We start from the raw sequence: 24,275 nt of genomic DNA on the forward strand, positions 1-24,275 counted from the left end.
TATGCAACTAGCTATAAGTGTCATCATTTGCACTCATAACCCTCGAAGTGATTACCTTGACAAAGTATTAGCAGCGCTCAAGTCCCAGACATTGCCACTTGAGCAATGGGAACTGTTACTAATTGATAATGCAAGTAAGCAATTACTTTCCTCAGAAATTGACCTCACCTGGCATTGTAATGCTCGTCATATTCGAGAAGAGCAACTAGGTCTTACTCATGCTCGACTACGTGGAATTCGAGAAGCTCAAGCTGAAGTACTAGTTTTCGTTGATGATGATAACGTTTTGGATTCAGATTACCTTGAAGTAGCTTTGCAAATCAGTAAAGACTACCGATTCCTCGGTACTTGGGGTGGACAGATTAGAGCTGAGTTTGAGGTAACACCTCCAGAGTGGATAAAACCTTACCTACCTTACTTGGCTATTCGAGAGTTCGAGCGAGATAAGTGGTCGAACTTAAACCTACATGAAACAGCTCCTTGTGGTGCTGGAATGTGTGTTCGGAAATTTGTGGCTGAGAAATATGCTGATTGGGTAAATCATGATTCAAAGCGTCTAAGTCTTGGTCGAAAAGGTAAGTTACTGTTTAGTGGGGAAGATTCAGATTTAGCATTTACAGCCTGTGATATTGGTCTTGGTACAGGACAGTTCACATCTCTGAAATTAACTCATCTAATTCCAGCAAGTCGGTTAGAAGAGGAATATTTGATGAGGTTGATAGAAGGTATGGAATACTCTCACAGAATACTGGATTCTTTCCGTGGTCAAATGCCGACTTTACCACACACATCGTGGAAAGGAAAATTAGTTGAATTTTATCGACTTTTACGAATGAATCCGAGGGAGCGTCGCTTTTCTAAGGCAAAAAGGAGAGGACAGATTTTAGCACATCAAGCACTTTTCAATTATTAAAGGAAAACCTTTGTGTGCTCTCATATGTATGTCAAAACTGTCGAGCGATCGCCCTTGCAGAGTACACCCTAAAACTTCAGGCAAGTGGAATGACTTTTATTAACAACCTTAAGCCATCCTTCAATCGCATCCTTGAGATTAGCCATCAACTCTTCCCAAGTATCGCCCTCAGTAATACAACCAGGTAGAGCAGGAACCTCCCCCCAATATCCGCCTTCTTCAGCTTGGTGAACAATTGGCTTGAACTTCATACCAAATGTTGCACAAGAGATTTCTACGCTATGTTATCAGCGATCGCAAGCGTCAAAAACGTGTTGAATCTATGCTTTTGAGGAATACCCTCTTAGAGTTACGGGTAGTCACTACACTAAGTGATACCACCTAACTTTACAAAAGCTTTACACAAATTAAATAACAATCTCTTCCGATTCATCCTGATTCTTCTTGAAGTTACAGAAGAGTCCAGTAGGAACACGGGAATTAATCGGTAACTTTATCAGCGACAAAGAACATTCGTACAATCAGAAACAAGCCAAGCATGATTAGTGTTATTACCCCGGTTTACAACGGTGAAAGATTCATTGAGTCTTGTATCAAAGTTGTGATTGACCAAAACTGCCCAGATGTCGAACACATCATTGTAGATGGAGGTTCAACAGACGGAACAGTAAAGATTGTCAAACAGTACGCAGAAAAGTACCCCCATATACGATGGATTTCTGAAAAAGATAAAGGGCAGTCGGATGCCATGAATAAAGGAATTGCTATGGCTAATGGTGAAGTACTTGCGATTCTAAATGTTGATGATTATTATGAGCCAAACGTTTTAAAACGCATATCAGAGATATTTAAGACACTACCAGAGCCAAGCTTATTAGTTGGTAACTGTAACACTTGGGACGATGAAGATAATCTTTTATCCGTCAACAAACCAGCCAAAATGAAACTCGCTGATCTGCTATTAGGATGGAGTATTAACCAATTTCCAGCCAACCCATCAGCATATTTCTACCACACATCTTTACATCAAAAAATAGGACTTTATAAAGTTGGCGAACACTACGCTATGGACTTAGACTTTATTCTCAGGGCTGTACAGGTAGCAAATGTTAGATATGTTGATGAAACTTGGGGAAACTTTCGATATCATCAAAGTTCAAAAACATTCCAAAGCAATGCACGTGGAGAGGCAAATAGTGTCATGAAAAGCATCATGACAGCTTACCGTAAAGACCTGCCACTGTTTCAGCAATGGCAAATAGCTCTTCAATACGATAACGAAATATCAGAAAGAGTGAAATACTATTTAAGAAAAATTAAATACTTTCTAAAAAATCCTCTGAAACTACCTTTAAGCGTTAAAGGTAAGGTGACCAAAATATTTGGTTAACTGTAGAAGGTGCACCAGAATTGATTGTGGAAATTACCGAAATTTTATCACAGAAGCATCTGGGGCAACTACCAGCTAAAAAAGCGACTTTCTCAGGTTAAATAAGTCAACTTCATCGGGAGCATCCCAACTTGGCAAATATGCATTTGTAATTAATTATGTTATAGCGAGCTTTAAAGTTTAATATGCAATTACTCCAACTAAAAAAAGATATAGAAGCGAGCTAGTTAGATGAATTTAGATATAGTAACTATCCTTGACCTATGAAAATAGCTATTGTTAGCAAGTCTGATAGAAATGGTGGAGGGGCAAGTAGAGTTGCCGAAGAACTCGCAACTTGGTTAAATGATGCTGGACATCCAACAGATCATTTTGTTGCCTTTAACTTCAAAGAGCCTCTTCCATTCCAGCGCAGTCTCTACGCAGAACGTATTAGATTCAAGCTTTGTAAAAAAATTCATGAAAAGACGAAGGAATACGGTTTTCCAGAGTTGTTGCCTGTTGAATACTGGTTTAACTTAAGTAGAATTGTCGATAATTACGATGTTGTGCATTTTCACGATCTATACACTGCCATATCTCCAGTCACTCTCGCTTTAACTTCTCGACGCAAACCCACTTTTTTCACGGTACATGACTGTTCTCCATTTACTGGTGGGTGTATGTACCCAATGGGGTGTGAGAAGTTTACTAGTCAGTGTCACAAGTGCCCTCAATTACCTGAGGGTAAAAACAACGCTAAAATTCCTGACCGCACCAGAGAAATTCAGGCAATCAAACGATGGGTTTCTGGGCAATTCAATATTCGCTACATATTTCCAAGTCACTGGATGGCTCAACAGGCTCAACAGGCTTTCAAATTTAAAATTTCACCTATAGTCATCCCCAATGGTCTTGATTTAAAACCTTTTCCCTTAGTCACAAAGGAAAATATAAAAATTAATCTAAGTATTCCCAAAAACCGTAAAGTAATTGTTATTTCAGCGCACGTACTTAATGATCCTCGTAAGGGTGTGAAGTATGCAGTGACAGCTCTTCAAAGTGTACATGATTTGTCTCCATTCGTTTTAGTTGTAGGAATTTGCAACGATGAGTTGAAGCAAGCATTGGAGGGACTTGAATTCAGAGAAATGGGTTATATTTCAGACCCTAACTTCTTGGCTAAAGTCTATTCTGCAGCAGATGTTATGCTCTTTTGCACCCTTGCCGATAACCTGCCACTTACTGTTATGGAAGCAATGGCTGCATCTACTCCAGTCGTTGGTTTTTCCACAGGGGGTGTTCCAGAGATGATACAAACTGGACGCAACGGTATCTTAGTTGAACCGACTAACCAACAGGCACTAAACCAAGCCCTGCGCCAAGCATTACTGTCCGTCGATTTAGAATCAATGGGTCAGCAGGCAAGAAGGGATGTTGAAAATAACTTTTCAAAGGCTGCATTTCTTGAGAAGCATCTGCAACTCTATCAGAATTTTGAGCATTCATTGTCGAAAACATCCAGACAGTCTGTTATTGATCCTGAACCTGTAATAAACAGATAGGTCAAGCATTGCGTTACAGAAAACACATTTGAGGAACGATATGGTTTTCACTCCAACTCTAACACTTTCAACCACTACCTCAATCGCTTCTGAGAATAATCGTCTTTGCCTGATCTCTGGCTCAGCCAATGTCTCGCTATCTCAGGAAGTTGCTCAATATCTTGGCATTGATCTGACTCCTACAATCCGCAAGCGATTTGCCGATGGAGAGATTTATGTTCAAATTCTGGAATCAATCCGAGGTTGTGACGTTTATCTGATTCAACCCACATGCCATCCAGTCAACGATCACCTCATGGAATTGATGATCATGATTGATGCGTGTCGTCGCGCTTCGGCAAGGCAAATCACAGCAGTGTTGCCCTACTCTGGCTATGCCAGAGCAGATCGCAAGACAGCTGGACGGGAATCGATTACGGCTAAACTAGTAGCAAACCTAATAACCAAAGCGGGTGTTGATCGCGTTCTGGCGATGGATCTGCACTCATCTCAAGTTCAAGGGTTCTTCGATGTTCCACTGGATCATGTCTACGGCTCTCCCATCCTGCTAAATTATCTGCAAAGTAAGCAACTTTCGGACATTGTTGTCGTTTCCCCTGATGTAGGCGGCGTAGCGCGGGCACGAGCATTTGCCAAAAAACTCAACGATGCACCGCTTGCCATTGTCGATAAGCGTCGTCAGGCACACAATGTTGCTGAAGTCATGAACGTCATTGGTGACGTGCAAGGTAAAACAGCTGTTCTTGTCGATGACATGATCGACACCGCAGGCACCATCACCGAAGCCGCAAAAGTCCTTCGTAAGGAAGGTGCGCGCCAAGTTTATGCTTGTGCAACCCATGCAGTCTTTTCACCACCTGCAATTGAACGTCTATCAAGCGGTTACCTTGAAGAAGTCATCGTTACAAATACCATTCCCATTGTGGACGAGAACCGCTTTCCACAATTAACAGTATTATCTGTCGCTAATCTCATCGGTGAGACAATCTTCCGCATTCACAAAGAAAGTTCTGTTAGCAGTATGTTTCATAACTAAATCACAAATCTCTATACATACACTCAGTTTCCCTGACGAAAACTGTCAATCAAAAAATAAATCAAGCCTTGCACTTTTCGTTGAATATCCAAAAAACATCGGTGAAATTCCCATGCAAAAGACAGTTTACTCATTTGACGTATTTGAAACATCTTTAGTTCGGGTTTGGGCAAAACCAACAGACTTATTTTGGGAATTGGGAGAACAACTAAGGCAACGAAAACTAATCGAGATATCAGCAGACAGTTGGCAGCAGATGCGGATAAAAGCAGAAAGTGCAGCAAGAGAAGCATCGAAAACCGGAGAAGTGACTGTAGAACAAATCTACCAACAATTAGCTGGTCTTTTGGGTTGGTCAACAACTCAAGCCCAACAAGCTATGCACAATGAAATTGCATTAGAGTTGGCTTCTTTGCGCCCGGTACCCGCCATTCAAAAAAGAATACAAGCACTACAGCAAGCAAATGAGCGGGTTATCTATATGTCTGATATGTATTTATCTGAGGAAACGATTCGGACTTTCCTTAAAGAAAATAATGTCTGGACACCGGGTAGCCGTTTGTATGTCTCATCCGAAATAGGGGTGAGCAAGGCAAATGGTAAATTATTTCCACATTGCCTGGCACAGGAGTCAATCAAAGCCTCTCAGTTAAATCATATTGGAGACAACTTCCACTCCGATGTGAAAATGGCGAAAAAACAGGGGGTTAAAGTCGAACCCATTTCTCAAACCCACCTCAATCGATACGAGGAACAAATAGCCAATAACACTCAGCTCCCTTTAAAGTTTAGATCTCTACTAGCTGGCGCTAGCAGACTGACCCGTTTGCAGTCTCAAGAAACGAGCCCTGATAAACAAGTTATTTGGGACACGACAGCAAGTGCAGTTGCTCCTATGTTGTTCGGTTTCGTTTACTGGTGCTTAGTAGAAGCGCAGAAAAAAGGGATTCAAAGACTATACTTTGTTGCCAGAGATGGGCAGATATTGCAAAAAATTGCTCAAGTGATCTGCAAAAAGTGGGAATTTAGAATCGACTGCCGCTACTTATATGGTTCTCGTCAAGCATGGCACCTACCTGCTCTCCAAAAGATTGGCGAAGATGAGCTTTGCTGGCTCTTAGATGGCATTGACTCTTTAGAGAATATTCTATCAATTCGTTCTATTTTTCACCGGGTTAACATATCACCAGAGCAAATTCAAGAGATCCTGAGTCGCTATGGTTTTCCAGCCGACAAATGGGATATGAATCTTCAGCAGCACGAACGTAACTTATTGAGGCAAATTGTCATTGAAAAGGAAGTTACAGAACTTATCATTTCAACTGCTGCTACGTATCGCGATAAGGTGATTGGCTACTTTCGTCAGGAAGGACTAGACGATGGAGTTCCCTTTAGTTTTGTGGACATTGGTTGGAGTGGAAACATACAACGCTCTTTTAGTAAGTTGTTGAAAATTGCTGGTTTCTATCCAGAATCTGGTGTCAGTGGTTTTTATTTTGCCCTTCAATTTCGAGTGAAGCCATTTCAAAATGATAGTTTAACGGCTTATTTCTATGATGTAGACAAACATGACGATCTGTTTTTTCCCTGCAGGTACAGATGCTTGTTCGAGCTTTTTGTTGCAGCAGATCATGGTAGTACTATGAGCTACGACCAATGCGGTGATATGTATATCCCTGTACTTCGTTCTCCAAAAAATGAAAAAGCAATTAATTGGGGAATATATGTCCTGCAAGACGCTGTTGTTAAATTTGCAGAGCAAATCACAAAGAACCTGACTGAGCAAGAATGTACAAATGATCTTTTCCTAAAGGCTGCTGAAATTTTGGCAAAAGAACTTGTCCTAAATCCTTCCTTTGAGGAAGCGAAAGTGTTTGGCTCCTTTGTCATGTCTGGAGATCAAACTGAACAGACTTTCTATCAACTAGCACCAATTTATAGTTTAGCTGACTGGTGGAGATTACTACTTTATAGTAGACATCCACACAGAGACATCTGGTTTCCTGCTTCAATTGCTAGAGATAAGACCATTTTAGGTACACTTCTAGGAACGAAGAAAATCAACATGATTCGTCAAATAAGGAGAGATTTTTTGGACGCATTGAAGCGTAATTTTCCACAGAAAGCAGCTATGAAAACGACTTAACATTGATTTGTACCATTGCTTTCATCTTAGACCAACGCAGACGGTATACACGGAAGTTTAAGCAACAGAAAAGCAATTTGACTTTACAAAATATTGCCAGTAAGTTATACACTGACAAAAGCACAAAATTTTCCATCGAGCGTGAAAGTTGCAACTTTCAATTAAGCCTCAAGCAAGGAGAAATCACATGAAATTTGACTGGCTGATCATAGGCGCTGGATATTCTGCCTGCGTAATAGCTGAACGAGTTGCTAATGAGCTTGGACAAAGAGTACTCATTGTAGAAAAACGGGATCACATCGGCGGTAATGCTTACGATCACTACAACGAGCATGGCATTCTGGTTCATAAATACGGACCCCATATCTTCCATACAAAATCAAAAAAAGTTTGGGATTACCTCTCGCAATTCACAGAATGGAGACCTTACTATCATCATGTTCTGGGAGTACTAGAAGGAAAGAAAGTTCCTATTCCTTTTAATCTCAATTCTCTTTATGCTCTTTTTCCTCCAAAATATGCGGAGAAGCTGGAGAATTTACTTCTAGAAAACTTTGGTTTTGGGGTTAAAGTACCTATCTTAAAACTACGTGAAAGCGCCAGTGGCGACCTCACCTTCCTCGCTAATTACATTTATGAAAATGTCTTCCTCCGCTACACCATGAAGCAGTGGGGAGTGAAACCAGAGGAACTGGATCGGGCAGTCACAGGACGTGTTCCAGTCTACATCAGTCGGGATAACCGTTATTTTCAAGACCCCTACCAAGCTATGCCCAAGCTTGGCTATACCGAAATGTTCCGCAAAATGCTGGCTCACCCTAACATTAAGGTGCTACTGAACACAGATTACCGCGAGATTGTCAACGAAGTTAAGTTTAACCGAATACTCTGCACCGGACCGATTGATACTTTCTTCGATTATATGTATGGCGAGTTGCCATATCGTAGCTTGCGCTTTCAGTTCGAGACTTTAGATCAAGAGTTGTATCAAGAGGTTGGTACAGTCAACTACCCCAACGATTACGACATCACGCGCATTACTGAGCAGAAGTATTTGTCAGGACAAACCTCACCCAAAACTACCTTGGTGATGGAATATCCTCAAGCTTATGTCCCAGGGAAAAATGACCCATATTACCCGATTCTTAACGAAGAAAATCGTGAGCGTCTTGACCTTTATCTCAAAGAAGTCGAAAAACTCAACGGTTCAGTACTGTTTGCAGGGCGGCTTGCAGATTATAAGTACTACGATATGGATCATGCAGTCATTCGAGCACTTGGTGTTTTTGAAAAAGAAATCGCAGGTCAGTCATGAGTAGGAGTTGTTAAGTCAGCGCCAACTTTTCTCCTGTTCCTTATCAGCTAGATACAGAGGTAAAGATGTTAGTAGCATTAGTCAAACGGATTCAAAAGGCACTTCAGAAACGTGACTGGCCTCTTCGCATAATCTCGAGCATAGCTCATGATCTAAAAGAGAAGAGAATAAAATGGTTAAATTTCAGTGGCTCTTACACCTTCATTGATAGGAGCAAGGGAAGTCAACGTCTTTTGATCATACTTGCAGGCTACAAAAGTTTTCTTTGGCCCCTTACTTTAGAAAGGATAGCAAAGTTTGTCCCATCAGATCTTGATGTGTGTATCTTATCATCTGGCTTGTATTCTGCTCCATTAGCAGAATTAGCAGAACGTGAAGGTTGGTCTTACCTTTACACAAAGGCGAATAAGGTTTCACTTGTACAGAATTTAGCAATAGCTGTACACAAAGAAGCAAAATGGATATACAAGCTGGATGAAGATATTTTCATCTCTGAAGGATTCTTCGAGGGTCTACTAGAAGGTTACTTACGCATCAAGGAAGAGGGACTATACAACCCAGGATTTTGTGCTCCAGTCCTTAATGTCAATGGCTATTCCTACATCAATTTCTTAAAAACCATTAATGCTGATGAAGAATATAGAAATAAATTTGGCGAACTAAAACGCGCGGTTAATGGCATTAAAGCTCACTCTGACGGAGAAGCAGCTAAGTGGTTGTGGCAAAAGAGCCTTCCATTTGATGAAGTAGCTAAAAGGCTGCGATCGCAGCCTTTTAATTATTCAGCAGCACCTCATCAATTTAGTATAGGGGCTATTCTTTTTGAAAGAGAATTCTGGGAGGAAGTAGGTGGATTGCGAACTTCATTACATGAAGGTGTCTTAGGAATAGATGAAGAGAATTTATGTCAGGATTGCATGAAGTTTTCTAGACCAATCATTGTCATTCACAATTTATTTGCTGGACACTTCTCTTTTGGACCTCAAGAACCTGCTATGAGGCAATATTTACCCGAAATCTATCCTCAGCTTTCCTTAAAAGGAAGTGAAACCGAAGAAAAGGAGGTACAAAATCAAGTTGGTGTCTTTGTTCACTCATCAACTTCTTTGTAATTTTAGTGCTGCATCTACTTAAAGACATAACTTATAAATGAAATGAGGAACACATACATGAATGTAGCCAGTTGCATTCAAGTGCCACCTACCCCCAAAACCGTTCTACTAACAACTCCTGTGAAGTCATCGAATCCTATCCTCAAAAAGACTTTAGAATTAAACTCATTAGAAAGGAAAATGCAAGTATTTCTACTCTCCTAAATACAGGATATAAGGAAAGCGTTAGACTTTTATCCCCTATTTGTCACTTTCTTGAGAAAAAATTTAAGAGAATGTCTGATACCAGATAAAGAGTAGCTCCACTACCAAAGCGGAGTTACTCTTTTATATTACTGACGAGTGATGTTTTTTATCGACCGACGTAGAGCGGCACGGCTCGTCCTTCACCGCGCCCGAGGAGTTTGTCTTGGATGAGATCGCGAGTTTTGGAACCACGAGTCTCTCGAACGTGAATTTTGCTCTGGGTTACTCCGAAACCTACCGTTCCGTAGGAGAGCGAGACGCGCGAGTTGTTGTTGATGAACGCCACGTCATTCGGTGAGACGTTTACGTTGTAGTAGAGAGCTCCTCCAAGAAGTTCAGTCGCGCCCCCTCCCGTCGTGTGGATAATCGTGTTTAAGTATCCTTCAGTCTTGAATCCTAATATCCAGAGCGCTCCGCCTTTGTTGAAAACCCTCGTTACGCTGCCTTCAGGATCGAACTGTCGTGCCCACACTCGTTGCGGATGCTCAAACTGCCACCCGATGGCGCTCACATCCTCAATAAAGAGTTTGCCCGCGCCTTTGGTGTTGCGGAACGTGTACTTAAAAGACGGCGTGCCGCATTGGATATCTTTGAGGAAAAGAGTTCGGGACGTCGCCTGCTCGAACCCTATGAATCCGGGGTGAGGGGAGTTCGAATTGATCCAGATATGCTCGATTGTCACCGCTTGAGGCGCTCCGTTCTCGATGCGGAATAGCGGCTGCGGATTGTCTTTGTTCGCAAACGCCTCCCCGGTTGGAGCAAGCGTGGCGTTGCTCCCGATAATTCTCCGCACATTCTTCCTTACGTGTAACGTGCCTCGTATGGAGTACATACCGAGTGGGATGTATACGGTGGACTTGCCAGAGTCGAGAGCCTTTTGAAATGCATCCGTGCTGTCAACTTTATTGTTGTCTGCCCATTTTCGTGCGCCAAAGTCCTCGACGTTCGCCCAGTTCGACAGGTTATTGTCATGGTAAGCTGGCGGCTCCTCAACAGGAAGGTTAAGTGAGGTCTTCGGTGAGTTGGGGAAGAGCGTAAACGGAGCACTCGATGTGTACTCGCTCACCGTCGTCTTTTTGACCACTTGACCGTTTTGCTTGATGGCTGATCGGTACCCGGACGTCCGAACATTTCTGACGAAGAGGCGACCGTCGTTGTTGTTCTCAATCGCGCTTACCGAGGAGTTGCCGCCTTGGAGGTTGCCGTCAACAAGCGCAATCAAGCCAACGGCGCTGTTGTTCCGAACTGCGGGGACGCTGTTGGTGCTTGAGAGGTCTCGTATTGCAAGGACGTTGTCTTGGTTCTCGATCCCGACCTTACGTTGGTTGTCAAGCGTAATGTGTTCAAGCGTCACGCCGTAGCTTGCTCCCGAATAGACCCGGATGCCGTAGTCGAAGCCTTTGACAAGAAGATTCTTGATGAGAGCGGGACCCATTAAGCCTCGACTCATGTCAAGCCCAACAACCCCTTTGCCACGCAGCGTGACGTTGCGGACAGCGCCGAGGTTGCTCGCAAGGTAGTCAAGCGCGATCGCTCCACGGTTATTCCCAGTATCAATTGTGATGTCCTCGACATAGTTTGCAAATGCCTGGTTTCCTTCGCCTCTTTCCAAATATTCCTTGCTTACATAGTGTCCGTCGTTTGAGGACGCCGCGTATATCACCGCCTTTGGATTGGCGGGGTCAGCGTAACCAGGGGCATTGTTCTTCAAGCGAATAGTCGTGGTAGCCCGATTTTGTCCCTGAATCCACGTGAATGCCTCGAACTTTCCGTTGACGTTCCGGTACTCAAGGCGATCGCTGACAAGATAGGTGCCGGCGGGAAAGTAGATGGGTTTTCTGTGGTTTTCCCGGATGGCTTTACGAATCGCCTTAGTGTCGTCAGTAATTCCGTCGCCTTTGGCTCCGTACTGAGTTTTGACATTGATGGCGATGGCTTTTGGGAAGAATTTATCGCCGGTGACGGAGTTCACACATTTAAAAAAGAAGAAGCAAGACGTAAGAAGAACAAGACAAGCGAGGGCAAACCTCCATGTAATACCAGCGAACGAACAATAAGATTTTCTCTGCATATTTTTACTCACTGAAGCCCTGCGATCGCTTGAAGGCGGTTAGCCCTTGAGGAATATCCTCGCTTCCGTTACAAGTTGGTCATCACACCTAATCTGTAGGATCAGATTTTACAAAGGCTTTACATAATATATATACAAATCTTTTGGTAATCATCCAGACTCTTCTAATATTTACAGTAAAGTTTAGTGGCAACACGGATACTTAACTACCCAATACTTCTCGATTAACAGTAGCCGTCACCCTAAAGGGTGTAGCGACATGAACCAAGGCTGCTCTGGAGATTTACCTTAAAGAAGTAGAGAAATTTAACGGTACAGTACTGTTTGCAGGACGACTTGCAGATAACAAGTACTACGACACGGATCAAGCAGTGGTTCGAGCACTTGGTGTATTTGAGAAAGAGATAGCGTCCATGTAGGGACAAATAACATCAGATAAAGAGTAGCTCCGCTACTAAAGCGGAGCTACTCTCTTATGGTACTGAAACCGAATATTTCGGACAACCAACTCTGGCTGAACAAGTGTTGTTGATTGGTTATTATCAATACCCTGTAAACAGCGGCACCAGCTCGGGGATTTTGTTGCCGGTCAAAAGAGACTTGTTTGTCAAAAACTGACGCTTCTCTCCTTTGCGCGTCTCCTCGATTTGGATGTCGTAGGTGTAGTCTGGATCGTAGTTGATCAGGCGATAAACCAGCGAGGTGCTTGAGTCGTTGCTAATGAATGCTGGTTGCTGCTTCTCTTGAGCAGAAAACTTATGCGCCGTATTGATCACCCCTCCCAGCAATTCACTCTTCCCGCCGTTCCGCGTTTCGAGAACTGAGCCATCGTGTTCCGTCTTGAGTCCCAGAATCCAGATATTGCCGCCGTTATTGACGATTTTGGTGCCGCCGTCGTATTCGTTATTAAGTTGTCGTGCCCAAACGTTCTGATTAGGCTGAACATAAAGGGGTTCAATATTTACGTCCTCAAGGAATAAGTCACCTGCACCAGGGCTTGAGGTGTATTTATAGTTCCCATGCTTAAGCGCTACCGGTCGCGATGATTTTTGCTCCACTTTCACTCCATAGCCAAACTGCTCAATAATGAGCGGATCTGAACTATCACCCTCGACCACAAACTTAATGCCGCCGCCGTTTTTGCCCTCGCCGTGCCCATTGACCACCGATGAAAACCCGATGATGCGCTTGACCGATGCGGGAACCGTTACTACGGTTTCGTTATAGGAGAAGTAGACACCGTTCTTTTCTCGTTGTACAGGACCTTCATATGCAAGGTGATCGAAGGGGAAGTAGATTGTGGACTTACCAGAGTTTAACACCGACTGCAACCTACTGGTATCACCGTAGGCCCCAGCGTCAAAGCGTGCCCAGTTGTCCATATTGTTGTCGTGGTACTCTGGAGTCTCCTTGATGGGCAAGTTGAGAGACTTCTGCGCACTGTCGAATAACTGGTAGGTATTCGAGGCATATTCGGTCTGCGTTGTACCAGAAACTACCACGCCTTTGTACTTAATCGCTGACTGGTAGCCAGTGGTGGTGATGTTACGTGCGTAGAGTTGGCCTTCAGTCTCAATAGCGCTAACGTTAGGTGCGCCTCCTCGCAAATCAGCATCCAGTAAGGTAACCATACCAGCCCAACTGTTTTGCTTAATCACTGGTACGGAGTTGTTACTGTACAGTTTGCGGATCGTTAGTGCGCCGTCAACGTTGTGAATAGCTGCTACTCGCTGGTTGTTTAGAGTAATCTTCTCGAAAGTCGGACCATACTCGGTAGAATTAACCCGAATGCCATAATCAAAGCCGTCAATCTGGACATCTTTAATCAGACACGGACCTGGCCAGTTGCGATCCATCCCGAGACCAACAAAACCTTTGCCATCTTCGGATTTAATCGTCACATCCTTCATTGAGCCTACGTTGTTGGAAACGTAGTCGATGCCGATGGCAGCAGAATTGTTTTTCCCAGTGTTAACACTGAGATTCCAGATGTTCTGGCGGAAAGCCATGTTGCCATCCTGCGTTTGAATAACTGCCTTGGGGGCAGCAGGGTCGCTGAAGCCTGCTGCATTATCCTTGAGTCGGATGACGGTCTTGCCACTGCCCTGACCTTGGAGGGTAACGTTACAACCGACCCAATCGATTGTATCGCTCACGTCATACGTACCAGCTGGCAAGTAAAGTGCTTTGGGCAGACCGTTGTACTGATCGGGTACACTAAATAACGGGTTGCCGTTAGCATCACGCCGCCCATCGTCAAGCGCTCTTTGGATAGCAGCAGTATCGTCGATGCCATCGTCAGGCTTAGCACCGTAGTCAAGGATGCTCTTCATGAAGCCGTCTGGAAAATTAATCGGATTTTCCAGAGTCGTATTGTAGGTTTGCCCAGAGTCGGGCACAGTTGAATCTGATCCAATGGAGGCAGCTCTGCTTTGGGGAAAATTGTCACTCAATTTGCCGATTAGGCTATCGCTGCTACCGGAGTCAGAGACGGGAGAACTACTCGCAGCAAGAGGTTCAGCCGCATTCGATACGATAGTGTCTTTAACTGCTGGCTCAAAGGACGGATTGAGGTTGCTGGGCTGCATTAGCCCATTGCTAATATCAGTCTTAGTCGATATCGGTGATGCACCCATGGAGCTGTACACATCCTGAGATTTTAGACCTCCCACGTCAAAAATAGCTCTCAGATCTACCAACATTTGGTTTGAAGCTTGGGGAGAATTTTGCGTGCCTTCCATGGGTTGTTATTCTCCTTTTCCTATGACCACGCAGGTATAATACTATGCTGATTGATAGAAATCTATCAAGGTGCAGATATGATACTATGCTGATTGATAGAAATCTGTCAAGGTTTGGCAACAAGTATGGAAAAAATGTGTTCATGTAGACATTGCAGTTAGAGCCACAGGAAAGTTTGACTTCAGCACACCTAATTGCAAATACTGCCGTCTAGTGTATAAACGAGATGGGTATTCTTTTGCAGAATTTATCTACTTTTGTCCAGCAAATCGAGGTTTAGAGGTCTACTGACCGCCTCAGTGGCTCGCCCTTCTGGTCGTTAAACAGTTCTATACCAACAGTCTTTACAAAAACTTTACAAAATTACATAAAGATTTTTTCCGATTAATCCTGATTCTTCTAGAGGTTACAGAAGATTCCAGTAGTAACACGGTAATTATTTACCTACCTTTATCGCCATTCTATTAAAAAATGCTCTTAAAATCCAAAATCAGCCAAGCATGATTGGTGTTATTACCCCAATTTACAATGGTGAGAAATTCATGGAATCTTGTAGCAAAGTCATAATCAAGTAGCCTGAATACTAAAATAAATGACACTCAAATCAAGGGTTAATTGAAGTACAAGGAGCAACGTATGCAAGAACTGCAAACTGAAAAACTACAAGCCATTAAACTGCCCCAACTTCCTGATAATCCATTGGTTTCAGTGTTGGTTGCCAACTACAACTATGCCAAATATATCAGTGAGACTTTAGAAAGTGTTCTTTGTCAAACCTACCTACATTTTGAAGTAATCGTTTGTGATGATGGCTCTACCGACAACTCCTGTGAAGTCATAGAAACCTATGTTCAGAAAGACCCCAGGATTAAGCTGATTCGCAAGCAAAATGGAGGAGTTGCTACCGCTTTGAATACAGCATATCGGCAAAGTAAGGGGGAGATTGTCTGTATATTAGATGCGGATGATCTCTGGATGCCTAACAAGTTGGAAAGGGTAGTACAGAAATTTAGGTCTGACCCACAGTGCGGTTTTGTAATTCACAATGTGATTCAAGTTGATGGGGATGGCAACTTTATAAAATCGACACCGATGTTTGAGAGTTTGGCTTCCGGATGGATGGCACCATTTGCTCTGCAAAATGGTGGACATGTTGGCAACATACCGCCAGCTTCTGCACTCAGTATTCGACGCGAAGTTGCTAACTACATATTTCCAATTAATCAAGCGTTTTTGCGTAATGCAGATTCTCTGATGATCTCTGTTGGTGTATTATTAACGGTAATCAAATCTGTACCGGAGGTGCTAACTAAGTTTCGTTTGCACGGAAAAAACACTTCCAGTCAATCGACTTCGACAGCAGATTTCTTTGAGCGGGAGCAAGCTTCTCATGCGCGTGTGCATCAAGAGCAGAAACGGCTGCTGACAGATGTTTATGGTTCAGAGATTGCACAGAAGCTAACAGATTTACAGTCCAGCATAGGAATCTGCCACGATCTCTACATAATTACCCGCCTGAAAGATGCATGCAAGGTTGAGCGCAGAAAGGCACATCAACAACTCATTACTCACCCCCAGTTTGATACCCAGTTTAACTGGTTTAATCCTAAGAGGTGGTTATTCCAATGGGATCTACCTGATGTACTTTTTACAATTCTATTTAATCAGCTGTATGGTGTAAGTTCCCTGAAACGCTTAGTGAGACGCTTGAGCTGGCAATTCTTTAAGGCATCAACACAATAAGCAAAGAAATACACAATGCACTTTCTAAGAGGTATTTATGTTTTTCAAGCGGCTGAAAGTACTCCTTAAGCGCCCAGATTTCCAACAAAATCCAGTTAAAGCACTACTAAAGCGCTTTGTGTTGAGATTTTGGTGGTTTGTAACCAATCAACCTTATGTAGCACCCTTAGGAGAAAACTTAAAAATTGGTATACCCAAAACTCGCAAAGCTGGATCTAGTGCTCTAATTTATTACCAGGGTTTCTCTGAACTGGATACAGCCGAGTTCATTTGCCGATTCCTTGAACCTGGTATGGTGTTGGTGGATGTAGGTGCCCACATTGGCGAGTTTACTCTCCTAGCCGCCCAAGCTGTAGGGGTAACAGGTCAGGTACATGCCTTTGAACCTCAACCTAATTTGTTTCCAGTACTAAGTGAAAACGTGCAGATGAATGGCTTGAGTAATGTTATTCTCAATTGTTCTGCTGTTAGCGATCACGTTGGTGATATAGAGTTTGAAATCTGTGACGAACCTACATTGTCGTCAATTCGCAAGCACACAACTTCTGCTCTCGATTCAAAACTTGTACGCGTTGCTTGCACATCGCTAGATACCTACTGGACTCAGGAGCATCCCAAGATAGACCTGATCAAAGTAGACGTGGAAGGTGCTGAGAAGTTTGTCTTTGAAGGAGCAAAGCGGCTGTTGAGTCTGCCAGCTACTGAAGCACCTACTTGGCTCTTTGAGTATGTCCCCGCCAACTATGCTTGCTTTGACTATCAACCCAGCGAACTTTTAGAACTGCTCAAACATTATGGTTATGAGGTGTGGCTATACTGCGGTGCAGGGCAAATTGGCGACTTTGACCCAGATTCTCATCCCTCAGCAATGTTCAATCTGATTGCTGCTAAGGACAAAAATTACCTGCTTTCACAGATCAAGCACACAAGCAGTGCTGCAACTCCTAATCATGTTAGCGTCTAAATTCTGACCTTTAAGAGCACTTATGTACCAAAGAGGAGAAAAGGTGTAATGACCACTTCATCCCTACGCGTACTTTTTATCAGTCACGCTTATGTAGTCGGTGTAAATCAGGGAAAGCTTCAGGCGATCGCCGAAACTGGAACTGAAGTAGGTTTGCTGGCTCCTAGCAACTGGAAAGCATTAGAGTGGAATCGCCTACTTCCACTAGAAACACCCTACCCCAAGATCAAAACCTATTCAGCACCAGTCCTTTTTGCTGGTAAAGGGGGCGCTCATATCTATGCACCTTGGAAAATCTGGCGGGTGCTGAACGACTTTCAACCAGATGTAGTGCAGGTTGAGGAAGAAGTATTCTCTCTTTGTGCTTTGGAGCTTGCAATTTGGAGCAGGCTTACAGGGAAGCCCCTAGTCATGTTTGGATGGGAAAACATGGATCGACAACTGCCGCTTCCACGCTACTGGGTTCGTCAATTCGTTATGAGTACGGCAAAGCTGATTATTGCTGGGAATCGTGACGGGGCGGATTTGCTGCGTCAATGGGGCTACAACGGGTTAGTTGAAGTCATGCCCCAGATGGGAGTAGACACTCAGTTTTTTGCTGCTAGTATGCGTAGACGCGTTAGCGCAGCGTCTCCGCCAGGAGAAGCGGCTTGTCGTCAGACATCGCCTGAGCGGACAAATGATGAATTTCACATTGGTTTTTTAGGACGGTTAGTACCTGAAAAGGGTGTTGATATCATATTTGCAGCTGTCCGCCAACTCCAACAGCAAGGACTCAAGTGCCGGGTTACCCTCTGCGGTTCCGGTTCTGGTGAAGAAGCTTTGAGGCAGGAGGCGCAAAAGCAGCAAATTGCCGATTTAGTTACTTGGCGAGGAGGAGTACCCCACCACAAAGCCCCCGAAGAGATCAGCAAATTTGATGTCCTAGTTTTGCCCTCACGGACTGCGCCAACTTGGAAAGAGCAGTTTGGTCATGTGCTGATTGAAGCAATGGCAATGGGTGTGCCAGTAATTGGTTCTAGTTCTGGCGAAATTCCCAACGTAATTGGGCGACCGGATTTAGTGTTTCCAGAAGGAGATGCTCAGGGACTAGCGGCAATTTTGGAGCGCATGATCCGTGAACCAGAGTGGTGGGAAGAAACTGGACGCTATTGCATGACTAGAGTGTATCAGGATTACACACACGAACGGATTGCGGAGCGGTTGCTTAGCTTGTGGCAAACACTGCTCAATGACAAAAGTAGACAATATGCCATGAGTTAGGAAAAATTGACACAGGAATCTGCTCAGGATGGTTTTGATGTTGTTTGGATTATGAGAAATTAGCAATGCGTGTAGCGATCGTGCGTACAATGCCCGAACCTAGCATAGATGCCCATACGGAAGGTGTTATTGCAGGGCTAAAAGTTGTTCGACCAAATTGGCAGATTGCTGAGTTCAGACCAGTACCCGTGGACAGAACCAGTAGCTCTTTGTCTGTCAGAATCAGGAAAAACTACGAGCGTTTCTGGCGCTTTCCAAAGATGGTAGAGCGGCAAGCAGCCGACATCTTTCACATCATCGAACCCTGCGAAGCTCATATTGTTTATGGCTTGAGGAAGAGAGGTAAACCCGTTGTCGTAACCTGTCATGACTTAATCAACTTTTCCTACCCCGGTAATCTCCAAACTTCAGTACAACTGCCAATCATCAGTACAGCTTTCTGGAAACACTCTGTGAAAGGTATGCAGTATGCCGACCATATTGTTGCCGTCTCTTCTGCTACAGCCAAAGATACAACTCAAATATTGAATATTGAGCCAGCACGTATTTCGGTAATTCCTAACGCTGTTGACGCTATATTTCAACCATCGCCCAAAACACAAGTTGCGGCTATACGTCAAAAATATGGCATTTCGCCTGAAACAATTTGCTTACTTAATGTTGGTGCAATTCATCCGCGTAAAAATATTTCTAACATTCTCATAGCAATACAAACATTGCAGCAACGAGGACTACCTTTCCATTTTTGGAAGGTAGGTGCAGACTTTACCGATGAGCAAAAAAAAATCATAAATAATCAAGGTCTTGAAAAGCATATTAGTTACTTAGGTAAACCAGATAAATCTACTTTGATTCAAATCTATAGTGCTGCAGATATGCTACTAGCACCTTCACTTTATGAAGGATTTGGCATGACTATTCTGGAGGCGATGGCTTGTGGAACTCCAGTAATCACCTCGAATGTTTCAGCTATGCCTGAAGTGGCAGGAGATGCTGGTGTTCTAGTAGATCCAACTAATTATCAAGCAATAGCCGATGCAGTGTGTCATCTTCATAAAAACCCTGTTTACTATCAGGAGTTGGTAGAAAAGGGACTGGCAAGAGTTAAGTCATTTACTTGGGAAAGAAGTGCAGAGAAAATTGCTGAAATATATGAAAAAATTTTATATAAAAAACAATTACAAGTAGTTGCTAAGACTTAGGGTAGCAAATACTTAAAACTAAATTGCTACAAAATTCTTGCACGAATGTATTTCTGTTAAAGCTTAATGCTTCTGGTTGTTCTATCTATTTTGAAGAGGCGCTCTAAGTATGAAAATCCTAATGTCCGCCTACTCGTGCGAACCAGGTAAGGGTTCTGAGCCTGGAGTAGGCTGGAATTTTGTTCGGGCAGTCGCCAAGTATCATGACGTCTGGGTACTAACTCGACCTGATGAAGGTAGAGAAGTCATTGAAGCAGAGCTAGCCCGTAACCCAATCCCTAACCTGCACTTTATTTACTTCACCCTGCCAATTTGGGGTGGTGGGTGGAAGTGGAAGTTTGGAGCAATGCAACTCCACTACTACCTCTGGCAAATTCAAGCTTATTTTGTAGCTCGTCGCCTCCACCGTCAAATAGGCTTCGACCTCGCCCACCATGTAACTTTTGTAAAGTATTCAAGACCTAGCTTTTTATGCTTACTTCCTATTCCATTCATCTGGGGTCCGGTGGGTGGGGGTGAATTCGCGCCAAGGGCTTTTTGGCAAGATTTCAGCCTAAGTAATAAAATTCACGAAACTGTACGTATGCTTGCCTGTTGGGTATTTGAATCTGACCCCTTCGCCCGCCTTACCGCTCAGCGAAGCGTTTTAGCTAAGGCAACCACCGAGGACACGGCAGCACGAGTTCGCAAAATGGGTGCCAGGAATGTACAGGTTTATTCAGAGTCAGGTTTACCTAGAGAAGAAATCGCTCGTCTTGCCCAGTGCAGTATGTCTAGCGATTCACAAGTGAGGTTTGCTAGTGTTGGCAGACTTTTGCACTGGAAAGGATTTCACTTGGGGCTACGTGCATTTGCTCAAGCCAAGTTGCCTGATGCTGAGTATTGGGTTTTTGGGGATGGACCTGAGAAGAAAAGACTTCAATGTCTAGCTGACAAGCTAGGCATTGCACAGCAAGTCAAGTTTTGGAACAAGCTACCACGGGAAGAAACTCTGCGTAAGCTAGGCGAGTGTACTGCATTGGTTCATCCAAGCTTACATGACTCTGGAGGATGGGTTTGCTTGGAAGCAATGGCAGCAGGTCGTCCAGTACTCTGCTTGGATTTGGGAGGACCAGCTGTTCAGGTAACAGAGCAAACTGGCTTTAAAGTTCCTGCCCACACTCCTGAGCAAGCGGTGCGGGATCTCTCCAAGGGGATGGTAAGTCTGGCTAAGGACTCAGATCTGCGTGTAAGAATGGGTGAGGCAGGGCGCAGAAGGGTGAGTGAAATGTTTGACTGGGAAGTCAAAGCGAGTCATCTAGCACAGCTGTATGAAGAAATTTATAATCAACAACAGGTTTTCAAGTTGAAAGAATTTGATACAGCTGCACTCAGTTCCAGTGAGTCAAAATAACCTCTCATTAGCAAAACTGCAAGCTAGCATATAAACGAGAAAGTAAAACTTGCAGCATTGATTGACTGCCAAAAATATCCGGACTTCACAGGTTACCTCTGAAAATGTAGTAAGAGTTGATACTTCTAGATTGCAGATAAAACTACAGAATAAGGTTTTCAGGCTTTTTCTATGAACCAAAGCGTAGCAGGTACGAAAAATATCTAGTCGCGACTCATCTAGAGTTGCTTCTTAATAAACAAAAAAATAGTGTTCATTAATTGAAAAAGGAGAAATTTCAGATGGATACTCAATCATACTATGAAGAGAATGGCTACGTTGTTTTTCGTAATTTGATACCCCAGCAATTAATTGAGAAATTGCTAGATTTGTATCTTCAGAAAATTCTTCCATCAACCTATCCGTTTTTTAGACAGAGTACCAGCCAATATGAAGTGAATCAGCTTAATGAATTTGGCTATGTCAAACAGTCTTTTTTAGATATTCATGACTATGAAAAGTATCCTGAATTTAGCGATACTGCTAAGGAAATATATTGCAGTGACCAGATTCAGGATGCACTGAAACAGGTAACTGGTTCTGACTCCTTTAATTTGATGCAAACGATGCTGTTTGACGCAAACACCGAAACACAACCACATCAAGACTGGTGGTATTTAGACACCGTACCTAATGGACATTTAATTGCTGCCTGGATAGCGTTGGAAGATATCGATGAAAGGGCTGGTCGGTTCTATGTACTACCAAAATCAAACAAAAATCCTGATTTTCACAGTGACAAACCTACTCTATCTCATAGTGAGTGGTTGAATCGAATCAAAGAATATGTAGATGCTCATCAACAAGATATCAAAGCCCCAGATTTGAAGAAAGGGGATGTTCTCTTTTGGAATTCAAAAACGATTCATGGTGCTTTACCAACAATTGATACTCACTTTTCTAGAAAGTCTTTAACCGCACACTACATTCCATCAGGATATCAATTTGGTAATCTTTTTAAAACCAAAGATTATATTAGCTACAAAACTTACAAAGGAGTCAATTTCTATCGAAACCAGCCAGACTATTCTTTGGGTAATCAACTTAAATCTTCTATCAAAAACACAGTATATGATAACCCATTATTACTCAAAGCAATGCGCCAATTTCAAGGTAAGTGATGAAGTGGTGCAGTTAGCATGAATATTGCTGGAAGCTATGTGATGCTTAGCTAAACAGCACTACAAAATGAGTGTAGCTAATGTGCAGGTTATACCTGTAATAAGGTTCGTAGAGGAAGTCAATCTAACTATGATGCTTGGAAAACAGTTTCTCAGAAGGTTATTACCTCCGTGGGTAGTTATCCGTTTGATGTCCATAATGCATTACCGAAAGGGAGAGCCTGAGCTTAGAATCCTCAAATCGCTCGTTGATCCCAAGAAGAGCAGTATCGATATTGGTGCAAATAAGGGCGTATATACATATTTTCTATCTCGACTCTCACGTCAGGTATTTGCCTACGAACCCAATCCGGAACTTGCAAAGTTTATTGCCCAATCTGGTTGCTCCAATGTAACTAGCTATTCTATAGCTTTGTCCGATAGGGAAGGGCAAGCAACTTTATCAATACCAGTTATTGATAATTTTGCATACGACCAACTTGGATCTCTGCAACAACAGATTGTCACAGGACCAGTCAGGACATTTGAGGTTCCACTCAAACGGCTCGACGACCAAGAACACACTAATGTTGGCTTCGTAAAAATCGATGTTGAGGGACACGAAGAACTAGTGATTGCAGGAGCAACTAGTTTATTAAAGCAGCAACGACCAAATCTTCTGATTGAAATTGAGCAAAGACATATCAATAAGGATATATCTGAAGTATTTTCCCAGATTCAGGCTTTGGGCTATGAAGGTTACTTTCTTCTGGACGGAAAACTCAGGAGCTTGGATGAATTTTCTGTCAAAGAACACCAAGACAGAAAAAACTATGTAGGTCTCTCCTCCTTAGGAAAGACATATGTTTGTAACTTTATCTTCAAGCCTAGATTAGCCTAATAAAAAGACTGCACATTTAAGTTACATATTTTCGCTTTTCGATAGAAACGATTTTGGCAAAGGAAGTATAACTGTATGTGTGTAGCTCAGCTTTCCAATCAATTTTTTATCTGTGGACAGCAAACACCTTTGAATCCAATTCCTTGGAATATCCCTGATGCTGATGAAAAAGTTAATGCTGATTGTATTTATTTCGGCAAAGTTTTTGAGGCGATGGAAAGTAGTTTGAAGGAAAGAGGTTTAATATTCTATCTTACTTGGAGTATCGATGAACTTCCATCCTATGGGCAAAATGTTGTTGCCGTTGTGCTGGGAGATGAATGGTGTCGTATACCAAAATACTTTCATAAAGTACGAGCTGTATTCAAGTCCTATGGTATCTCTCCAGAACTCGGTTTTAACCCTCTCCTCAGACCGTCTTTCCTTAACTTGCTAACCCTGCTTCAATTTCTGAAAAACTGGTTTATTCGCTTACCAAGCTTACTTAATTACAGGTTTCAGCAATTTAGATACTCAAAGTCGAACGACAAGTTGCCATGTATATATGATATTCCTTTGGGATACTTCAATCAATTAGATTTACCAATTAAGGATATAGAAGAACGATCCAATGATGTGTTTTTTGCTGGAAGTGTAGCCTTCAAGTCATATCCTCTGTGGTCTATAAGGCATTGGCTTCAAACTCCAAAAATTCTTGCTCGAAAACAAATGGTTTCGAGTGTCTATAAAATTCAAGAAAAATATCCAGAGGTTAAAGTTGAATTATCACTTACGCCTAGCTTCGGTTATCAAGGAGCAAGGAACATAGCAGCAAAAACATACTCTGAAAAGCTAATGGATGCCAAAATATGCCTAGTTCCCAGAGGGAGTTCTTTTGAAACATTTCGTTTTTTTGAGGCATTGAGGTATGGCTGCGTTGTCATAGCAGAGACATTACCTTCACGATGGTTTTATGATGGTTCACCTGCTATTCAGATAGAGGATTGGAATAAACTAGAGGAAATAGTAGAGAATTTGAGCAAAGACAGTTATTTGATGAAAAAACTACACAAAGAATCATTATATTGGTGGAAAAATAAATGTTCAGAGACTGCGGTTGGTAGCTATATAGCAGAAAAGTTAAATAACATAAAAAATGTCATTAATTGATTATTT

General features: G+C 42.8%; 18 protein-coding genes and 1 pseudogene. 16 read left to right on the forward strand and 3 right to left on the reverse strand.

Going from position 1 to position 24,275, the window contains the following annotated elements; genetic code table 11:
* Position 1 precedes the first annotated feature (1 nt).
* A complete protein-coding gene (locus tag AACT52_RS14605) occupies positions 2 to 913 on the forward strand; it encodes a glycosyltransferase (RefSeq protein WP_233153942.1) in 912 nt (303 codons plus the stop codon).
* A 68-nt stretch (positions 914 to 981) separates the two neighbouring features.
* Here the strand turns inward: AACT52_RS14605 and AACT52_RS14610 are convergent, their stop codons facing one another.
* Positions 982 to 1,164, reverse strand: a complete 183-nt coding sequence (locus AACT52_RS14610; protein WP_073631662.1) for a type II toxin-antitoxin system HicB family antitoxin — start codon at positions 1,162 to 1,164, stop codon at positions 982 to 984.
* 287 nt (positions 1,165 to 1,451) lie between these two features.
* Between AACT52_RS14610 and AACT52_RS14615 the strand changes: the two genes are divergently transcribed.
* The 6 genes from AACT52_RS14615 (at position 1,452) to AACT52_RS14640 (ending at position 9,456) form a co-directional block, all read left to right on the forward strand.
* Positions 1,452 to 2,303: a glycosyltransferase family 2 protein gene (locus tag AACT52_RS14615; RefSeq protein ID WP_073631666.1), complete on the forward strand. Its 852-nt coding sequence runs from the start codon at positions 1,452 to 1,454 to the stop codon at positions 2,301 to 2,303.
* A gap of 263 nt (positions 2,304 to 2,566) precedes the next feature.
* Positions 2,567 to 3,847, forward strand: coding sequence for a glycosyltransferase (locus AACT52_RS14620; protein WP_073631668.1), 1,281 nt, complete (start codon positions 2,567 to 2,569; stop codon positions 3,845 to 3,847).
* Between the two features lie 40 nt (positions 3,848 to 3,887).
* On the forward strand, positions 3,888 to 4,883 hold the full coding sequence (locus tag AACT52_RS14625; protein ID WP_073631670.1) for a ribose-phosphate pyrophosphokinase: 996 nt from the start codon (positions 3,888 to 3,890) through the stop codon (positions 4,881 to 4,883).
* A gap of 112 nt (positions 4,884 to 4,995) precedes the next feature.
* The gene (locus AACT52_RS14630) at positions 4,996 to 7,029 is read left to right on the forward strand and encodes an HAD family hydrolase (RefSeq protein ID WP_073631672.1); all 2,034 of its coding nucleotides are present in this window, start codon (positions 4,996 to 4,998) and stop codon (positions 7,027 to 7,029) included.
* Positions 7,030 to 7,216: 187 nt separating this feature from the next.
* Positions 7,217 to 8,344, forward strand: a complete 1,128-nt coding sequence (gene glf, locus AACT52_RS14635) for a UDP-galactopyranose mutase (protein ID WP_073631675.1) — start codon at positions 7,217 to 7,219, stop codon at positions 8,342 to 8,344.
* Between the two features lie 65 nt (positions 8,345 to 8,409).
* The gene (locus AACT52_RS14640; RefSeq protein ID WP_073631677.1) at positions 8,410 to 9,456 is read left to right on the forward strand and encodes a hypothetical protein; all 1,047 of its coding nucleotides are present in this window, start codon (positions 8,410 to 8,412) and stop codon (positions 9,454 to 9,456) included.
* A gap of 352 nt (positions 9,457 to 9,808) precedes the next feature.
* Here the strand turns inward: AACT52_RS14640 and AACT52_RS14645 are convergent, their stop codons facing one another.
* Complete coding sequence (locus tag AACT52_RS14645; protein ID WP_073631679.1) at positions 9,809 to 11,773, reverse strand: glycosyl hydrolase family 28-related protein; 1,965 nt, start codon at positions 11,771 to 11,773, stop codon at positions 9,809 to 9,811.
* 275 nt (positions 11,774 to 12,048) lie between these two features.
* On the opposite strand from AACT52_RS14645, the pseudogene AACT52_RS14650 reads away from it, so the two are divergent.
* A pseudogene (locus tag AACT52_RS14650) lies at positions 12,049 to 12,192 on the forward strand (UDP-galactopyranose mutase); the annotation flags it as partial.
* A 123-nt stretch (positions 12,193 to 12,315) separates the two neighbouring features.
* On the opposite strand, the gene AACT52_RS14655 reads toward AACT52_RS14650, so the two are convergent.
* Positions 12,316 to 14,514, reverse strand: coding sequence for a glycosyl hydrolase family 28-related protein (locus AACT52_RS14655; protein ID WP_073631681.1), 2,199 nt, complete (start codon positions 14,512 to 14,514; stop codon positions 12,316 to 12,318).
* Between the two features lie 637 nt (positions 14,515 to 15,151).
* Between AACT52_RS14655 and AACT52_RS14660 the strand changes: the two genes are divergently transcribed.
* The 8 genes from AACT52_RS14660 (at position 15,152) to AACT52_RS14695 (ending at position 24,269) form a co-directional block, all read left to right on the forward strand.
* Positions 15,152 to 16,258, forward strand: a complete 1,107-nt coding sequence (locus AACT52_RS14660; protein WP_073631682.1) for a glycosyltransferase family 2 protein — start codon at positions 15,152 to 15,154, stop codon at positions 16,256 to 16,258.
* A gap of 37 nt (positions 16,259 to 16,295) precedes the next feature.
* Positions 16,296 to 17,222: an FkbM family methyltransferase gene (locus AACT52_RS14665; RefSeq protein WP_073631683.1), complete on the forward strand. Its 927-nt coding sequence runs from the start codon at positions 16,296 to 16,298 to the stop codon at positions 17,220 to 17,222.
* A gap of 48 nt (positions 17,223 to 17,270) precedes the next feature.
* Complete coding sequence (locus AACT52_RS14670) at positions 17,271 to 18,485, forward strand: glycosyltransferase (RefSeq protein ID WP_073631685.1); 1,215 nt, start codon at positions 17,271 to 17,273, stop codon at positions 18,483 to 18,485.
* A gap of 65 nt (positions 18,486 to 18,550) precedes the next feature.
* Positions 18,551 to 19,687: a glycosyltransferase family 4 protein gene (locus tag AACT52_RS14675; protein ID WP_073631687.1), complete on the forward strand. Its 1,137-nt coding sequence runs from the start codon at positions 18,551 to 18,553 to the stop codon at positions 19,685 to 19,687.
* A 109-nt stretch (positions 19,688 to 19,796) separates the two neighbouring features.
* The gene (locus AACT52_RS14680) at positions 19,797 to 21,080 is read left to right on the forward strand and encodes a glycosyltransferase family 4 protein (RefSeq protein WP_073631689.1); all 1,284 of its coding nucleotides are present in this window, start codon (positions 19,797 to 19,799) and stop codon (positions 21,078 to 21,080) included.
* A gap of 281 nt (positions 21,081 to 21,361) precedes the next feature.
* The gene (locus AACT52_RS14685) at positions 21,362 to 22,240 is read left to right on the forward strand and encodes a phytanoyl-CoA dioxygenase family protein (RefSeq protein ID WP_073631691.1); all 879 of its coding nucleotides are present in this window, start codon (positions 21,362 to 21,364) and stop codon (positions 22,238 to 22,240) included.
* A gap of 130 nt (positions 22,241 to 22,370) precedes the next feature.
* Entirely contained in the window at positions 22,371 to 23,120 is a 750-nt protein-coding gene (locus tag AACT52_RS14690) for an FkbM family methyltransferase (RefSeq protein WP_158054637.1), read from the forward strand.
* A 75-nt stretch (positions 23,121 to 23,195) separates the two neighbouring features.
* The gene (locus AACT52_RS14695) at positions 23,196 to 24,269 is read left to right on the forward strand and encodes a hypothetical protein (RefSeq protein WP_073631695.1); all 1,074 of its coding nucleotides are present in this window, start codon (positions 23,196 to 23,198) and stop codon (positions 24,267 to 24,269) included.
* Positions 24,270 to 24,275 lie beyond the last annotated feature (6 nt).

Source organism: Scytonema sp. HK-05 (assembly GCF_963872035.1).
Lineage (GTDB): Bacteria > Cyanobacteriota > Cyanobacteriia > Cyanobacteriales > Nostocaceae > Kalymmatonema.